This window comes from Neobacillus rhizosphaerae, from assembly GCF_050477885.1.
Classification (GTDB): domain Bacteria; phylum Bacillota; class Bacilli; order Bacillales; family Cytobacillaceae; genus Neobacillus; species Neobacillus rhizosphaerae_A.
Map to the genome: position 1 here is coordinate 1 of NZ_JBCNAC010000143.1, position 16,810 is coordinate 16,810.

20 protein-coding genes and 1 pseudogene are annotated in these 16,810 nt (G+C 37.4%); 16 read left to right on the top strand and 5 right to left on the bottom strand.

What is annotated here, in order from left to right; translation table 11 throughout:
• Positions 1-156 precede the first annotated feature (156 nt).
• Positions 157-696 (bottom strand): CDP-diacylglycerol--serine O-phosphatidyltransferase, encoded by a 540-nt coding sequence (gene pssA / locus ABES03_RS19555; RefSeq protein ID WP_430119812.1) that lies wholly within the window; start codon positions 694-696, stop codon positions 157-159.
• A gap of 127 nt (positions 697-823) precedes the next feature.
• Here pssA and ABES03_RS19560 point away from each other — a divergent pair, with 127 nt between their 5' ends.
• The gene (locus tag ABES03_RS19560) at positions 824-1,606 is read left to right on the top strand and encodes a phosphatidylserine decarboxylase (protein ID WP_430119814.1); all 783 of its coding nucleotides are present in this window, start codon (positions 824-826) and stop codon (positions 1,604-1,606) included.
• A gap of 70 nt (positions 1,607-1,676) precedes the next feature.
• Here the strand turns inward: ABES03_RS19560 and ABES03_RS19565 are convergent, their stop codons facing one another.
• Entirely contained in the window at positions 1,677-1,817 is a 141-nt protein-coding gene (locus ABES03_RS19565) for a sporulation histidine kinase inhibitor Sda (protein ID WP_430119816.1), read from the bottom strand.
• Positions 1,818-2,272: 455 nt separating this feature from the next.
• Here ABES03_RS19565 and ABES03_RS19570 point away from each other — a divergent pair, with 455 nt between their 5' ends.
• The 8 genes from ABES03_RS19570 to ABES03_RS19605 are packed head-to-tail and all read left to right on the top strand — an operon-like array spanning position 2,273 to position 7,329.
• Positions 2,273-2,788, top strand: coding sequence for a YqeG family HAD IIIA-type phosphatase (locus ABES03_RS19570; protein WP_309860499.1), 516 nt, complete (start codon positions 2,273-2,275; stop codon positions 2,786-2,788).
• Between the two features lie 3 nt (positions 2,789-2,791).
• Positions 2,792-3,895: a ribosome biogenesis GTPase YqeH gene (gene yqeH / locus ABES03_RS19575; protein WP_430119818.1), complete on the top strand. Its 1,104-nt coding sequence runs from the start codon at positions 2,792-2,794 to the stop codon at positions 3,893-3,895.
• 54 nt (positions 3,896-3,949) lie between these two features.
• Entirely contained in the window at positions 3,950-4,789 is an 840-nt protein-coding gene (gene aroE / locus ABES03_RS19580) for a shikimate dehydrogenase (protein WP_430119820.1), read from the top strand.
• Entirely contained in the window at positions 4,783-5,073 is a 291-nt protein-coding gene (gene yhbY / locus ABES03_RS19585; protein WP_430119822.1) for a ribosome assembly RNA-binding protein YhbY, read from the top strand. Before aroE ends, yhbY begins: the two co-directional genes overlap by 7 nt.
• Before the next feature lie 27 nt (positions 5,074-5,100).
• Positions 5,101-5,670 carry a nicotinate-nucleotide adenylyltransferase gene (locus tag ABES03_RS19590; protein WP_430119824.1) on the top strand — a complete coding sequence of 190 codons (570 nt, stop codon included), beginning with the start codon at positions 5,101-5,103 and terminating at the stop codon, positions 5,668-5,670.
• Positions 5,660-6,226 carry a bis(5'-nucleosyl)-tetraphosphatase (symmetrical) YqeK gene (yqeK, locus tag ABES03_RS19595; RefSeq protein ID WP_430119826.1) on the top strand — a complete coding sequence of 189 codons (567 nt, stop codon included), beginning with the start codon at positions 5,660-5,662 and terminating at the stop codon, positions 6,224-6,226. The genes ABES03_RS19590 and yqeK overlap by 11 nt, the downstream gene beginning before the upstream one ends.
• Positions 6,227-6,229: 3 nt before the next feature.
• On the top strand, positions 6,230-6,586 hold the full coding sequence (gene rsfS, locus ABES03_RS19600) for a ribosome silencing factor (protein ID WP_430119828.1): 357 nt from the start codon (positions 6,230-6,232) through the stop codon (positions 6,584-6,586).
• A complete protein-coding gene (locus ABES03_RS19605) occupies positions 6,583-7,329 on the top strand; it encodes a class I SAM-dependent DNA methyltransferase (protein ID WP_430119830.1) in 747 nt (248 codons plus the stop codon). The genes rsfS and ABES03_RS19605 overlap by 4 nt, the downstream gene beginning before the upstream one ends.
• Before the next feature lie 77 nt (positions 7,330-7,406).
• On the opposite strand, the gene comER is transcribed toward ABES03_RS19605, so the two are convergent.
• A complete protein-coding gene (gene comER / locus ABES03_RS19610; RefSeq protein ID WP_430119832.1) occupies positions 7,407-8,228 on the bottom strand; it encodes a late competence protein ComER in 822 nt (273 codons plus the stop codon).
• A gap of 85 nt (positions 8,229-8,313) precedes the next feature.
• Here comER and ABES03_RS19615 point away from each other — a divergent pair, with 85 nt between their 5' ends.
• The 3 genes and pseudogenes from ABES03_RS19615 (at position 8,314) to ABES03_RS19625 (ending at position 11,902) form a co-directional block, all read left to right on the top strand.
• Complete coding sequence (locus tag ABES03_RS19615; protein WP_430119834.1) at positions 8,314-8,958, top strand: helix-hairpin-helix domain-containing protein; 645 nt, start codon at positions 8,314-8,316, stop codon at positions 8,956-8,958.
• 73 nt (positions 8,959-9,031) lie between these two features.
• A pseudogene (locus tag ABES03_RS19620) lies at positions 9,032-9,478 on the top strand (ComE operon protein 2); the annotation flags it as partial.
• Between the two features lie 96 nt (positions 9,479-9,574).
• Entirely contained in the window at positions 9,575-11,902 is a 2,328-nt protein-coding gene (locus ABES03_RS19625) for a DNA internalization-related competence protein ComEC/Rec2 (protein ID WP_430119836.1), read from the top strand.
• Positions 11,903-11,974: 72 nt separating this feature from the next.
• On the opposite strand, the gene ABES03_RS19630 is transcribed toward ABES03_RS19625, so the two are convergent.
• On the bottom strand, positions 11,975-12,109 hold the full coding sequence (locus ABES03_RS19630; RefSeq protein WP_307286666.1) for a YqzM family protein: 135 nt from the start codon (positions 12,107-12,109) through the stop codon (positions 11,975-11,977).
• A 305-nt stretch (positions 12,110-12,414) separates the two neighbouring features.
• Between ABES03_RS19630 and holA the strand changes: the two genes are divergently transcribed.
• Entirely contained in the window at positions 12,415-13,431 is a 1,017-nt protein-coding gene (gene holA / locus ABES03_RS19635) for a DNA polymerase III subunit delta (RefSeq protein ID WP_430119838.1), read from the top strand.
• A 52-nt stretch (positions 13,432-13,483) separates the two neighbouring features.
• Here the strand turns inward: holA and rpsT are convergent, their stop codons facing one another.
• A complete protein-coding gene (gene rpsT, locus ABES03_RS19640) occupies positions 13,484-13,744 on the bottom strand; it encodes a 30S ribosomal protein S20 (RefSeq protein ID WP_430119840.1) in 261 nt (86 codons plus the stop codon).
• A 222-nt stretch (positions 13,745-13,966) separates the two neighbouring features.
• Here rpsT and gpr point away from each other — a divergent pair, with 222 nt between their 5' ends.
• The 3 genes from gpr (at position 13,967) to ABES03_RS19655 (ending at position 16,767) form a co-directional block, all read left to right on the top strand.
• Positions 13,967-15,091, top strand: a complete 1,125-nt coding sequence (gene gpr, locus ABES03_RS19645) for a GPR endopeptidase (protein WP_430119872.1) — start codon at positions 13,967-13,969, stop codon at positions 15,089-15,091.
• A 125-nt stretch (positions 15,092-15,216) separates the two neighbouring features.
• A complete protein-coding gene (gene spoIIP, locus ABES03_RS19650) occupies positions 15,217-16,422 on the top strand; it encodes a stage II sporulation protein P (protein ID WP_430119842.1) in 1,206 nt (401 codons plus the stop codon).
• An 18-nt stretch (positions 16,423-16,440) separates the two neighbouring features.
• A complete protein-coding gene (locus tag ABES03_RS19655; RefSeq protein ID WP_430119844.1) occupies positions 16,441-16,767 on the top strand; it encodes a YqxA family protein in 327 nt (108 codons plus the stop codon).
• The last annotated feature ends 43 nt before the right edge of the window (positions 16,768-16,810 follow it).

Genomic DNA, 16,810 nt, shown 5'->3' on the forward strand with positions numbered 1-16,810 from the left:
CGCCTGCGGGGTCTCCCCTGAACCATACTCCCACAGGAGTCTTCGCGCCTTCCGCTCCAATCAACTGGAGATAATAATCACAATCTTCTTTAACATAGCTATTTTATAAAAAGAAAAGCACCAACCGTAAAAGTGGTTGATGCTTTTTGTTGATTATTAGACTTTTTTCAGTTTAAATGAACTTACCATTAGGAATGATAGAATGATGATAATGAATAAGAACGTTTGAGCTGGCGCATAAGGAATGATTAGAAAGCTTAATGTTGCCAAACAGCCTGCAGCTGTAATTGGTAACCCAGTAAAATATCCATTACTCTCTGTAATGTTGAACCGAGCTAATCTAAAAGCACCACAGCCGATATAAAAAACAGTAAAAAATGAACCAGGTCCACCAAATTCATGTAAAATTCCTTGGTATAGTAATAGTGCTGGAGCCACTCCAAATGATATAATATCACTCATGGAATCTAATTGTTTTCCAAGCTCTGATTCAATATTAAACTTTCGTGCAATCATACCATCAAAACGGTCGGCTAAGGCTGCTATAAAAATTAGAAGTAAGCTTAGTCTTAAATTTCCATGAAGTCCGAATATAATTGCAAATCCGCCTAATGATAGATTGGCAAGCGTTATTACATTGGCTGTTTGAGATTTTAATTTCTTTATTGTTTGGTCCAATACGTCCAACAAAAACATTGCTCCTCATCACTCCTTTTCTTTAGCAAAAGGAAAATTAATTTTTTAGTTTATTCTATAATATTTAATTCTAAGCTTTTTATGACAGTTCGTAAAGAGTATTTTTACACTATTTGGGGGTAGATTGATGATACAAGGTTTATATCGTCTCATGATTGAATTAACGAATGGAAAGTGGACATCCAGCATTTTAAGAAGGTTTGCTCGTTCACGTGCAAGCCGTTTTGTTGTACCGTCCTTCGCAAGAATTTATCAGTTGAATGTGGATGAAATGGAAAAGTCAGTCTCGGAGTATCCTACTCTTCATGATTTATTTGTTCGAACGTTAAAAAATGAAGCTCGAGTTATTGACCGAAGTGAACAAACCGTTGTCAGTCCTGTTGATGCGGTTATAGAGGATATTGGACCGATAAATGAGACAAGTGAAATTTTAGTAAAAGGAAAAACATATTCCATCGAAGAAATGCTAGGTGATCACGAAGTCTTATCCAAATATTTAAATGGTACATACATGATTCTCTATCTAAGTCCAAGTCATTACCATAGGATTCACAGTCCAGTAGATGGCACTGTATCGAAGCAATGGACACTAGGGTCTAAATCCTATCCAGTAAATAAGCTAGGATTAAAATATGGAGTTCGTACCCTAGCAAAGAATTATAGGGTAATAACTGAAGTAAAAACATCATTTGGGCATGTGGCTATTGTAAAGGTTGGAGCGATGTTTGTTAATTCAATTGAAACAACGCATAAAGGATCGGAACTTGAAAAGGGGGGAGAAATGGCCTATTTCAGTTTTGGTTCAACGGTGGTGCTGCTTTTTGAAAAGGACACATTCCAAGTGGAAGCATCTATTCAAACACCAAAAGATATCAAGGTTGGAGAAAAGATTGGTGTATTTAACAAATAAGGCAGGAGGTTTCTGCCTTAGAATATTCTTATAAAAAAAGAAAAGCCCATAATAGGGCAGTGTAAAAGGTTTAGGAAGAGAGCTTTATTTTATTATATAAGGAACGTCGGTGAATTTCGGACTCAATGAGACCGATAAAATCCTGGCTTAAGTTTAATTCCTTTGCTTTAAAATATGACTCAATTAATAATTCATCTGACAGTTTCCTCACGTCAGAATCCACCTCCGATAATAAATAATTTGTTCTATTTGATGAAAACTAAACATAAAATAGTACGTTCAATTGGTGTACCCTAAATCTACCAAATTTATCCCTATAGAACAATCGTTCTATTTATCCACAACTTCTGGTGGATAAGTTGTGGTTAATTTGTTTATAAACTGAGGAAACTCAAAGAGTTCAATGGGTATAATGTTAATAAGGTTATCCACAGGTTGAAAAAAAGTAGATGTTTGTCGAAAAATATTTTTATTTTTTTTTAAAAAGATGCACACCCATTGAAAATAGCTGTTTTTTAGTTCAAGGAAAATTAGACTGGGTCGAAATTTGTTGAATATTACGTTGATTATTTTTCTTTTGAAACAAAGGGTATTATTGGTTATGATTGTACAAGTATAGATGAAAGAGTTATTCATAATTAAGAATTATAATGAGGTGTAAACTTAGTGTTAAAACAATTTTTACCAGATGAGCATGTGAAAAGCATTCTGGATATTTCTCCTGAACAATTAAAGGAAAAAGGGATAAAAGGGATTATTACTGATTTGGATAATACATTAGTGGAATGGGATCGTCCGAATGCCACTCCCCAATTAATTAAATGGTTTGATGAAATTAGAAAACATCATATTCTTGTAACCATTGTTTCAAATAACAATGAGGAACGTGTAAAGGCCTTTTCTGACCCTTTAAACCTTCCGTTTATCTTTCGCGCACGGAAGCCGCTTGGACCTGCATTTAACAAAGCAGTTAGGCAAATGGGCATAAAAAAAGAAGAGACGGTCGTTATCGGGGACCAATTATTAACGGATGTACTTGGTGGAAACCGCAGTGGTTTTCATACCATTTTAGTTGTACCCGTTGCACAAACCGATGGCTTCTTTACAAAGTTCAACCGTTTTGCTGAGAGAAGGATCTTAAACTGGTTCAGAAAAAAAGGAATGCTTCAATGGGAGGATTAATTTGTGAGTGAACAACATATATGTATAGGCTGTGGTGTAAAAGTCCAAACAGAAAATCCAGAATTAATAGGCTATGCACCATCTTCTGCTTTAGAGAAGGAAATAATCGTTTGTCAAAGGTGTTTCCGGCTCAAGCATTACAATGAGGTTCAAGATGTTAATCTTACCGACGATGACTTTTTAAAGATTTTAAATGAAATGGGAAAAACTGATGCCCTTATTGTGATGATTGTTGATATCTTTGATTTCAATGGAAGTTGGTTACCGGGATTACACAGATTTGTTGGGAATAACAAGGTACTTCTTGTAGGTAACAAGGTGGACCTATTACCAAAGTCAGTCAAACACAACAAATTAATTAACTGGATGAAGAACGAAGCAAAGGAACTGGGATTACGAGCAGAAGAGGTATTTCTTGTTAGTGCAGCAAAAGGTCAGTTTATAAAAGAAACAGCCGCAGCTATTGATGAGTTGCGAAATGGAAAGAACGTCTATGTGGTTGGCTGTACAAATGTAGGAAAATCAACCTTTATCAATAGAATTATTAAGGATGTAACAGGGGAAGCGGACCTCATTACTACCTCGCATTTTCCTGGGACTACATTGGATATTATCAAAATCCCACTTGATGATGGAAAGTATCTAATTGATTCTCCTGGGATTATCAATCACCATCAAATGGCTCATTTTGTAGATAAAAGGGATTTAAAAGTGATTACTCCTAAAAAGGAGATTAAACCAAAAGTATTCCAACTGAATGAAGGTCAAACCTTATTCTTTGGAGGCCTAGCACGATTTGATTATATAAGTGGTGGTAGAAGGTCATTTGTTTGTTATGTATCAAATGAATTAACTATTCATAGGACAAAAACAGAAAATGCTTCTGAGCTTTATGAAAAGCATGTTGGGGAAATGCTAACACCTCCACAGCCGGAACAAGTTGATTCTTTCCCTGAGTTAGTAAGACAAGAGTTTGTGGTGAAGGAAGCTAAAACAGATATCGTTTTTTCAGGGTTAGGCTGGATTACGGTCAACGAGCCTGGGGCAAAAGTGGCTGCTTATGTTCCTAAGGGTGTTCAAACGTTAATACGAAAATCATTAATTTAAATAGTTAGGTAAAACATGCGATACAAAGTCAGAAATTGGGTGAGGAGAAGTAAGGTGAAAAAGCTTTTTGCCGTTTTGGGCGATCCGATTGGGCACTCGATGTCCCCAATCATGCACAATGATTTATTCTCGTTTTATAATATTGATGCCTATTATCTTCCCTTTCAAGTAAAATCAGAGGATCTACAGGATGCAGTTAAGGGATTAAAGGCAATTGGCGCAGGTGGATTTAATGTCACCGTTCCTCATAAAAGCAAGATTATTCCCTTTTTAGATGAGGTAGATGAATTAGCTGCCAGCATTGGAGCAGTAAATACAGTAGTCAATGCTGGTGGAAAATTAATTGGCTACAATACAGATGGACCTGGATTTTTAAGCGGACTCCATACAAGTCTTTCTTCTATAGAAGGAAAAAGGGTCTTAATTATTGGTGCAGGTGGTGCGGCAAGGGCCATTTATTTTACTTTAGCAAAGGAACGACCTGCGGTTATTGACATTACTAATCGTACTTTGGGGAAAGCCCAGAGCTTGATTGAAGCCTGTCCATATACCATATCGTCTAGGGCAAAATCTATTGCCGAAGCCGGTAAACAAATAGAAGATTATGATTTAATCATTCAAACAACCATGGTTGGGATGTCACCCCGACTAGATGAAAAGCCTCTAGATTTAAATAATCTAAGCAAAGAGTCAATGGTTTGTGATATAATTTACAATCCGCTAACAACTCAATTTTTACATGATGCAAATGGTCAAGGGGCACGAACGCAAAATGGAATTGAGATGTTTGTATATCAAGGAGCCCTTGCCTTTGAAAAGTGGACAGGAATACTCCCGGATATCCAACGAATGAGAGAGAATGTGTTGAAACAATTAGGAGGAAAAACATGTTAACAGGTAAACAAAAAAGTTTTTTACGTTCAAAAGCACACCACTTAGACCCTATTTTTCAAGTAGGAAAAGGTGGAGTCAATGATAATATGATTAAGCAAGTATCGGATGCACTTGAAGCGAGAGAGCTGTTTAAGATCAGTATCTTGCAAAATTGTGAAGAAAATAAAACCATTGTTGCTGAACAGTTAGCTGAAGGTACAGGTGCTGAAATTGTTCAAATCATTGGTAACACGATTGTCCTGTATAAAGAATCTGTTGAAAAGAAAACAATCACTCTTCCATAACCCAATGTAGTAAAGGATGGCGAATGCATGAAGAAGGTTGGAATTTTGGGTGGAACATTTGATCCTCCACATTATGGTCATCTGATGATTGCTAATGAGGTTCTCTCTACACTTGAACTGGATGAAATTTGGTTCATGCCAAACCAGGAGCCTCCCCATAAGAAAAAGACCGGTTCTGTTAGAAATGATGATCGTCTTCGGATGCTTGAGCTTGCAACTCGAGGGAATTCAGCTTTTAAAATAGAAACGATTGAATTAGAAAGAGAAGGTCCTTCCTATACCATTGATACGATGAAAATGATCAATGATAAGTATACGGGACATCAATTTTTCTTTATCATTGGGGCAGACATGATTGAATATTTACCGAAATGGCAACAAATTGATGAGCTTGTTAAGCTCGTTCAATTTGTTGGTGTACATAGGCCGTCCTATAGTCATCAAACCAATTATCCTGTTCTTTATGTAGAGGTGCCAGGCATGGATGTATCATCAAGTATGATAAGAAATCGTGTGAAGAATGGAAAGACTATTCGATATTTATTGCCTGATGCTGTCATTGAATATATTGAGGAGAAGCACTTATATGGAACGTGAAAAAGCATTACAGCTTGTTAAGGTGCAGTTAACCGAGCACCGGTATCAACATACCATTGGGGTCATGGAAACAGCCATAACACTCGCTAAGAGATTCGGTGCAGATGAAAAGAAAGCCGAAACCGCTGCTATATTTCATGATTATGCAAAATTTCGTCCAAAAGAGGAAATGAAGGAAATCATCACTACTCAAGGGTTTCCCCAGAATTTGCTTGAATATAATTCCGAATTGTGGCATGCTCCTGCAGGCACATACTTAGTAGAGAAAGAAGCAGGGATTACGGATCGTGAGGTACTAGATGCCATCCGTTACCATACATCTGGAAGAATGGGAATGAGCTTGCTGGAAAAGGTCATTTATTTGGCAGATTATATCGAACCAGGCCGTCATTTTCCTGGTGTGGATGAAGTGCGAGAGCTTGCTAAAGACAATTTAAATCGAGCTTTAGTTAAATCAATTCAGAATACAATTTTATTTTTACTAAAAAAGAATCAAAAGGTTTACCCTGATACATTTTATACTTACAATGACCTTGTCAATAAACTGGAGGATTGATCAATGAATAATCAAGATCTACTAAAAATTGCTGTAAAGGCAGCAGATGATAAACGTGCGGAAGATATTTTGGCCCTTAATATGAAGGGGATTTCTTTAATTGCAGACTATTTTATTATTTGCCACGGTAATTCAGATAAGCAGGTTCAAGCAATTGCAAGAGAGATTAAGGATAAAGCCCAAGAGAACGGCCATGATGTAAAAAGAATGGAAGGCTTTGATGAAGCGAGATGGGTCTTAATTGATTTAGGTGACGTTGTAGCACATGTCTTCCATCGGGAGGAAAGAAGCTATTATAATTTAGAACGCTTATGGGGCGATGCACCACTTGAGGATATCCATAGTGAGTTAAATTCATGAGTTATGAACAATTCGCCTATTTGTATGATGAGCTGATGAAGGATGCTCCTTATGATGAATGGGTAAGATTTGTTAAAGAGCGGCTTGCAAAATACGACGTTTCGGGGGGGCGCCTGCTTGATTTAGCCTGTGGAACGGGTGAGCTCTCCATTCGTTTTGCGGATGAAGGTTTTCAAGTAACAGGCATTGACTTATCGTCTGATATGCTGGCTGTTGCACAGGCAAAGGCAGAGAAAAAAGGAGTTCGAATTCCTTTTTTTGAGCAGAATATGCTTGATTTGGATGGCCAGGGTCAATTTGATGTGATTGGTATTTTTTGTGACTCACTTAATTATCTGCAAACTGAAGAGGAAGTAAAAGAGACGTTTTCTTCGGTATTTCAGCATGTAAATCATGATGGGTTATTTATTTTTGACGTGCACTCTACCTTTAAAATATCACATGGTTTCATTGACCAAACCTTTGCTTTAAATGATGAGCGACTTTCGTATATTTGGAATAGTTTCTCTGGGGAGCATGAGCATAGTGTGGAACATGATTTAAGTTTTTTTGTTTTAGACGAACAGTCAGGGAAATATGACCGGTATGATGAGTTTCATTACCAAAGGACCTATCCTGTTGAGCTATACTCAAATTGGTTACATGATGCTGGTTTTGAATTGCTAGAGGTTTGTGCCGATTTTGAACCTAAATCACCAGAGTCACATTCAGAACGAATTTTTTTTGTTGCTCGAAAAAAATAAAAAATCGCCATCTTTTTTAGAGAAGATGGCGATTTTTTTAAAAATTAAGAAGGAATTTGTCTAATGTTAGCGAATGATTATTTAGAGAATTTCATTTCTACTTTATCAAGATCTTCTTTGAATTTCGTATGGGTTGCTTGAAACACATGTTCAAATACATTCCCCAGTTCATTGTCCAATACCTTTATTCCTTCACCCGTTATTCCGCCCTTTACACAAACTTTTTCTATTAATGATGGTAAAGTATAATGACCTTGTTTTAACAATTCACCAAGGCCTACAATCATCTCACTGGCAAAGATAGTGGCTGAGGCTTCGTCAATTTCCGTCTCTTTCACTGCTGCTTGTATGAAACGCTGTAGGAGGTAGCTGAAGAAAGCCGGACCGCAACTCACAATATCTGAGGCTACCCTCGTAATGTTCTCTTCAATACTAACTGGTACCGAAATCTTCGTAATTAAAGTTTCAATTTTTTCTCTCCAGTAGTTACTACAATTTTCTCCATAGGTAAGTAAGGACACGCCGGATAATGCCCGATTTGTAATACTTGGGATTACTCGGACTACTGAACACGATACCTTTTTTTCAATTTGGCTTGTACTGACAGGACTTGTTATGGATATAAGACATTTTTCATTACTTAAATGAGGGTTTATCTCATCCAGTATTTTATAAATGTCTAATGGTTTGACACAAATAAATAACAAATCGGATTGAGCCGCCACCTCTTCTGGAGTTGCCCCAACCCTAATTTCCCTATATTTATCTTTAAGCAGCATGGCTTTAGATTTCGTTCTATTTGTAATGATCATTGAAGAAGGGGATATGGCCTTACTATCAATCAAGGCCTCCACCAAAATTCTCCCCATATTACCGGTACCGATGATACCTAGATTCATTTTCCGACCCTCCTTCGTATGCAATATTCTTTTATAACCATATGAAAAGTAAATGTGAAATATACCTTAGAAAGGATGGATCCTAATGAAAGACTGGTTGTTGGAACATAAGTTTTACATGGTAGTTGCTATAGTTATTGGTTTAAGTGGTTTTTATTATTTTTCCTTCATTGATAATGAACCTGTAGCAACTGAAACATTTACCATGGAAAGCAAGTTGAAAGAGAAGGGGCAGGAGAACATTAAAAATAATCAACCCGAACAAAAGGAAAAGACTGAGAAAATTATGGTGGATGTAAAAGGACAAATCAAGCAACCGGGCGTATATCAAGTGAGTACAGGTGATCGAGTCATTGATGTCATCAGCCGCGCTGGTGGATTAACGGAGCAAGCTGACCAAGCCCAAGTTAATTTTGCTGCGCATGTTGTAGATGAAATGGTTGTCTATGTACCAGCCAAGGGTGAGGAAACTGCTGCTATTGCTGGTTCCATGGATGGGAACTCCACCGGAATTGCTAGTACCGGTGAAGGTCAGGCTAAAATTAATATTAATAAAGCGGATGAAAACGAACTGCAAAATCTCCCGGGAATTGGTCCATCTAAGGCAGCTGCCATTCTGGAATATCGGAACACAAACGGACCATTTAAGGTGGTAGAAGACCTTAAAAATATTAGTGGGATTGGGGATAAAACCTTTGAAAAATTAAAGGATTTAATTGCGGTTCATTGAATCATAGATTGACCTATATGGACAAGTACCCTTACACTAAATATAAACTTTTTATTCTAGGGAGTGGGAAATCGTGAATCGACTATCTTGGGATCAATATTTTATGGCACAAAGCCACTTGCTGGCACTAAGAAGCACGTGCACTAGACTTACTGTAGGTGCAACCATTGTTAGAGATAAGCGTATAATTGCGGGGGGTTACAACGGATCGATTGCAGGTGGGGATCATTGTATTGATAAAGGGTGCTACGTGATTGATCATCACTGTGTAAGAACGATCCATGCAGAAATGAATGCCTTACTGCAATGTGCTAAATTCGGTGTACCTACTGCTGATGCTGAAATTTATGTGACTCATTTTCCTTGCCTCCAATGCTGTAAAGCTATTATCCAAGCCGGCATAAAGACGGTTTATTATGCGGAGGATTATAAAAATCATCCATATGCGATTGAACTATTTGAGCAAGCAGGTGTAAAAATTGAAAAAGTAGAACTGACCGAACAAGTCATCGACTTTAGAAAGATAACACAATAGCTTTTTTTAATGGCGCCGGTAATATCCGGTGCCCTCCCTCTCGAACCCCTATAAATCAACCCCACAAATTGGAGAAGTAATATGAATGGAAAGTATATATATATTGCACTTTCTGCTTTATTTGGCGTACTATGCGCTCTAGTATCGTTCTTACCTTTCTTTCTGCTAACGATCATTTATATGTATTTACTGTATCAATACAAGAGATTTTCGAAGGAACAAATAGTCCTCCTCGTGGTTATTTTTACCCTCTCTCTGTTAATTGGAATGAGGGGTGAAAGAATGAATCACTCTCTAATACCTGAATCTACAACCCTCTTTACTCTGGAATACATTGAAAATCCGAAAATTGATGGCGATTTATTACAGGTAGAGGTAAAGGAAAAATTTCACAATGAGAGTCTCCTCATGCGGTACAAATTAAAATCAGAGAATGAAAAAATAAACCTTCAGAATAAAAGCCTTTTTAGTCGTGTTTGCAGGGTATCGGGTTCCTTGAAAAAACCGACCATGGCAAAAAATCCAAATGGATTTGATTATCGTAGATATCTCTCCAATAAGCGCATTCATTGGATACTTGAATCCACTGAAAATCCACTCCAATATTGTACTTCCCTTCCGCCATCCTTACTTAGTATGGTAAAACAACTTCGTTTGACAGGTACACGTTATCTTACCGTCCATTTCCCTAATGAAATTGCTTCATTGTCCGCGGCTTTAATTTTTGGTGATAGGAGCTTATTAAATCCTGCCTTGCTTGGCAATTATCAAAAAACTGGCATCGTCCATTTATTAGCGATTTCTGGACTTCATGTTTCCTTGTTAATTGGGGGTGTTTTTTATATGGGATTGCGGGTAGGAATCACACGGCAGTGGATGACGAATGTTCTTTTGGCGGCTATTCCTGTTTATGTAATCCTTACAGGGAGCTCTCCATCCGTGATTAGGGCTGGCCTAATGATATTCCTTGTACTGCTAACGACAAAATTGAAAAATCGACTTAATCTTTTACCGATTGACGCAATATGTTTGGCCTTTATCATCTTTGTGTTTTTGGATCCGCTGATTATTTTTGATGTTGGCTTTCAACTTTCTTTTTCAGTAAGCATGGCCATAATCCTGTCAGCCGGATTAATCATTTCTATGTATCGGCACAGTTTATTACGGATGTTAGTTACGTCTGTTATTTCTCAATTAGCAGCCTTTCCATTTTTACTTTATCATTATTTTGAGCTCTCATTAGTCGGCATAATAGTAAACATGCTCTATATTCCTCTTTTTTCTTTTGTGTATCTTCCGGGTTTATACTTCCTCTTTGTTGTTCAACTGCTATTTAGTAAGACTCCATCCATTCTTATAAATATTTTTTTAAAAATCATTTCCTTTTTTAATGCAGTCATCGATTATGCTGCAAAAATCCCTTTTGGGAGCTTTATACCTGGTAGACCCACTCTTATTTTTCTAATTGTGGATACACTAATTATTTTGGCTATCTTTTGTAATTGGGAACATATTACTTCATCCAAAGGGAAAAGCCGTCTTATTTTGTTGAGTATCCTGCTGTTCAGCCTTCAAATGGGCTCCAACAGGTTCAATCCATATGGGGAGGTGACCATGATTGACGTCGGGCAGGGGGACAGTATACTAATTAAACTTCCTTTCCGTAAAGGCACCATTCTGATCGATACAGGGGGAACGATGCAATACTCAGTGGAAGAATGGAGGAAGCGAGCAAATCCTTTTGAAGTGGGGAAAGATGTTGTGGTACCTTACTTGAAAGGAAAAGGTGTTACAAGGATTGATAAACTGATTTTAACACATGGAGATATAGACCATATTGGAGGTTCCATTTCTATTTTAAATGAGCTTAAGGTAAAACAAATCTTAATACCCTCGGTCATCGACCCGTCTGAAACAGAGCTTGACATCATTAAAATAGCTACAAAGAAAGGGATACCTGTTATAAAAGTTGCAGCAGGGGATCATTGGAATATAGATGATTTTGAATTTTTTATCCTTTCTCCGGAAAAAAATTTTACAGGTGACAGGAACAGTGGGTCAATCGCCTTTGTTTCCAACTTAGGGGGGAGGAATTGGTTTTTTGGGGGAGACCTTGATCAGGAAGGAGAAGAGAAAATTATTAAAAAATATCCACATCTAACAATTGATGTCCTTAAGGCGGGACATCATGGAAGTAAGACATCGAGTGCTGATTTATTTATTCACCAAGTTAAACCAAAAGCAGTTCTAATCTCTGCTGGCGAAAAAAATCGTTTTGGTCATCCACACCAAGAAGTGCTCGAACGGTTAAAAAAGGTCAATGCCACCATTTATCGAACTGATCTACAAGGAGCGATTACGTATCGTTTTTATAATCAGAAAGGAACCTTTTCAACCTTCTTACCATAAGATAAAGCATTCACTAAGGAAATAAAAAAAGACTGCATGCTAGCAGTCCTTGATTACGTTATGTATCCTTCATTATGAACCGATAAGCTTAATAACAGTTGCGATAATGAACAATAAAGCAAAGAATCCAAAAGAAACCCCAAATCCTACTCCAGAATCGATAGCGTCGTTACGTTTGCTTTGCACGTTTTTTTCAAATTGATTCACAATCTACCCCTCCTATTTTCAAAATATAGTATAAGCTATTTGGCTGAAAAAATCCAGCCTCCCTTTACCGTTTTCCTATAATGACAAGAGTTGTCAAAATAGTATGATTCACTTAAGGCTACACTATTATTACGTTAGGAACTCCGCCGCGCAATGACAGATCCTAGGGCTGAATATTGCAGGCGTTCATTATAGATCGGGAATTGGCACTTATTAGTAAAGTGCTAATTCCCTTTAAGTACTTGTCAAATCGTCCAAGCTTCATTACGATAAGATGTGAGTGAAATGAAGGGGAGCGCTGGACAATGGTATTGGATATTTGGAGGAGAATCAAAAAAAAAGAAATTGCTCCTATCTATTTATTATATGGGACAGAGGCATTTTTAATCAATGAAACAAAGCAACTTCTTCTTAATCATATATTAGACGAAGAAGAGAAGGATTTTAATTTTTCTGCATATGACTTAGAAGAGACCCCCATTGATGTGGCATTGGAGGATGCAGAAACGTTTCCTTTTCTAGGTGAAAGAAAAGTTGTTTTTTTACATAATCCTGTATTTTTAACTGCGGAGAAAACGAAGGAAAAGGTTGTTCACGATATAACAAAACTTGAAGCCTACTTGAAAGAACCAGCCCCGTATACGGTGATGGTTATTTCAGCGCCATATGAAAAATTAGATGAGCGAAAAAAAATTACGAAAGAACTGAAGAGAAACGCAGAATTAGTAGAAGCTAAAAAGTTAAATGAACATGAGTTGAAAAACTGGGTGAAGGATCGTGCAACAGGAAATGGGATTGAAATAGAGGCTAATGCTATTGATCAATTACTGGCCTTAGTTGGAACAAATATGTTTATGCTAACCACAGAAGTGGATAAGTTGGCTTTGTATGCAGCAGATTATAAAAGAATTGATGTGGATTTAGTAGAAAAATTAGTGGCCCGTTCTCTTGAACAGAATATTTTTACCTTAATTGAAAAAGTGGTTCAACGAAAATTGGATGAGGCTTTACGCATTTATTATGATTTGCTAAAGCAGAACGAAGAACCAATTAAAATCCTTGCCTTGCTAGCAGGGCAATTTCGCTTAATTTATCAAGTTAAGGAACTCTCTAGAAGAGGGTATGGTCAACAGCAAATTGCTGGTTACTTAAAAACCCACCCGTTTCGTGTCAAATTGGCAAGCGGACAGGCAAATAAATTTACAGATGAAGAATTAGCTAAGCTGATGGAATGGCTTGCGGAGGCTGACTATCAAATGAAAACAGGCGGTATGAACAAATCCTTGCTTATTGAGATGTTTTTGTTCCGGTTGAAAAAATAAAGTAACATAAAAAAACGATTCCTAAGTGGAATCGTTTTTTTATTGCGCTATATTATAGAGCGTTAGACTTTTTCATTAGACGTGATTTTTTACGAGCAGCAGCATTTTTGTGGATAAGACCTTTTGCAGCAGCCTTGTCTAATTTACTAGCAGCAGTTACCAATGCTTCTTTTGCAGTAGCGGCGTCGTTAGTTGAAACAGCAGCTTCTACTTTTTTAACAGCCGTACGCATTGCAGATTTAGCAGTTGTATTTTGAGCATTACGAGCTTCAGTTGTTTTAACACGCTTAATAGCAGATTTAATGTTAGGCATTACATTCACCTCCTACAAAGAATCGAGACTATATGAACTCGACTTTACATTCATCAATAATAATTCAGAACAAGAAGTATTTTATCAAACGATAGCCTATATTGCAATACACAAATGAAAAGTGATAATTATTTAACTTGCATGTTTTGAAGTGAAGAGGGCAAAAATAGGAAATAGTTTCTATTTTCTGGAGAACATGATAGGAGTGAAATGTACATGAGCATGAGTGAATCGATCGACTTAAGTCAATACTCGGTTAGAACCGATCTGGCCATTGAAGCAAGGGAAATGGTGATTGCTGGTAGAAAGGGGACTGTCGAGCAAGAGGAAGACCTTTCACAAATTGAAGGAGTAATAATTAAGGAAAAAGATGTTGATGATATAAAAATTTCTTTGGTTGAAGTAACGAAACAAGGAGAGCAACAGCTCGGGAAAAAAGCAGGAAGATATTTAACAGTAGAGGTACAAGGGATCCGTCAGCAAAACACAGAGACACAGCAGAAGGTAGAGGAAATATTCGCTAGGGAATTTGCTCACTTTCTAGAAGGGTCTGGAATTAAGAAAACAGACTCGTGTCTTGTTGTAGGGCTTGGAAATTGGAACGTAACTCCTGATGCATTAGGGCCAATGGTTTGTGAAAATCTTTTAATAACAAGACATCTCTTTCAACTTCAACCTGAAAATGTGGAAGAAGGGTATCGATCTGTAAGTGCCTTGGTTCCCGGAGTAATGGGACTAACAGGGATTGAAACCAGTGATATTATTTTCGGTGTGGTTGAAAATACAAAACCGGACTTTGTAATCGCAATCGACGCTTTAGCATCCAGGTCGATTGAAAGGGTTAATTCAACCATCCAAATATCTGATACAGGTATTCACCCTGGTTCAGGTGTCGGTAATAAAAGAAAAGAACTTAGTAAAGAAACATTGGGGATTCCTGTCATAGCTATTGGTGTTCCAACGGTGGTGGACGCAGTTTCCATTACTAGTGATACGATTGATTATATCCTTAAACACTTTGGCAAAGAACTGAAGGAAGGAAATCGCCCCTCAAGAGCGCTGGCACCAGCAGGGATGAGTTTTGGTGAAAAGAGAAAGTTAACCGAGGAAGATTTACCTGAAGAAAAACATCGAAAAACCTTTCTAGGAATCGTTGGCACCCTGCCAGATGATGAGAAAAGGAAGTTAATTTATGAGGTACTTGCACCAATTGGACATAACTTAATGGTTACTCCAAAGGAAGTTGATGTTTTCATTGAAGATATGGCCAACCTTATTGCAAATGGCTTAAACTCATCACTTCATACAGCAGTTGATCAGGAAAATACCGGATATTATACAAAATAATTTTCTTAGGGGCTTGGTTTTCAACCATTAGCCCCTTTTTAGAAAGGTTTTAGCAGTTATTTATGGTTCTACCAATTCTAGTAATGTCATAAGATTTACTAGAATCGTTTAAGCGGGGTGGAACTATGAAAAATGCTAGAACATCTGGAACGTTTTTTATCGTCCAAGGGACAAGCTTATTTAAAATAATCGCTGCTTTGTTACTCTTTATCATATTGATTTTTTCTATAAGCGGCCTTTTAACGTCACTCAAGCCACAATATAGACTGATGTCATCTTCTGTAAACCAAGCTGCCACAAATGTGAATGGGGAACTCCTCTACCAACTGATGGGCTGGGAAAATCACCATTTTCTAAAGGTTGAAAATAATTGGGCTGCAACACCTACTCTGACCAATTTGGTATTTAAACTGTCTAGTAATATTAATTTGAATGACCCACGAAGTCTTCTAGGAAGAGAGCTACCGGGGTTCTATCAATTTGATGGGAAAATTCTTGTGGCAGGAGAGGGCACTAATTATACCAATATGCCAATTGAATCGGCTCCACCCATTGAAATCATGAAGGCAGAACGGGAAGCGGCATTACAAAATCTTGAAGGATTAGATCAGCCAACCAACGAGAATCCTTCTACAACACCAGGGCAAACGACGGGAAATCGACAGGTTGTCTATGTTTACTTCTCACATAATCGGGAATCCTATTTACCATATCTTAAGGGTGTAACCAATCCAAATTTGGCTTATCATTCTCAAATTAATGTTACTAAAATTGGTGACCAACTTAAGACAAGCCTTAGCGATAGAGGAATCGGAAGCTTTATAGACAAAACAGATATCCAAGCAAATCTAAATAAAAAGGGTTGGAATTTTGCGAAGTCCTATGAAGAATCCCGTTCAGTTGTTCAAACCGCCATGGCCTCTAATAAAGATTTGCACTATTTTATTGATATTCATCGAGATTCGCAACGGAAGGACAAAACAACCGTATCGATTAATGGAAAACCATATGCAAAGCTTGCGTTTATTATTGGAGGTAAAAACCCAAATTATGAGAAAAATGCAAAGCTAGCAACAGAACTGCACAATCTTTTACAGAAAAAATATAAGGGTTTAAGCAGAGGAGTTATGGTTAAAAATGCGGCAGGGTCAAATAGTATCTATAACCAAAACCTATCATCCAATGCCATTCTAATTGAGTTTGGCGGCGTAGATAATACGTTTGAAGAGTTAAACCGATCTGCGGATGCTCTCGCTGAAGTATTTAGTGAATACTACTGGCAGGCAGAAAAGGTGAATCAGGATGTTAAGCAGTCAACCGATAAACAATAAGTGTAAGGGAGCAGTTGTATGAAGATATTTATGCTTAAAAGCGTTGGTATTGCCGCTCTCATGCTAATCTCTGTTTTAACAGGCATGCAATTAGCCAATAATGGGATTCATAAAATGAAAGGGTACGACGACCCAAACTTTCATCAGGCTGTTAGCTTAAATGAAACCGATAATCACATAAGTGCCTCTATATTAGGAAATGATATTTCCAGTCATGATATTGAAGCAAAGAAGAAGAAGCTTGAGGAGATTAGCGCTTATAATTTCTTTTCATCAATAGGGAAAAAAATGTCTGATGGGATTTCAAATGCCTCGGAAAATTTGATTCAAAAAATAACGAAATAAAGCAAAAGCGGTGCCTTGGAGGGTGCCGCTTTTCGAATTTAAT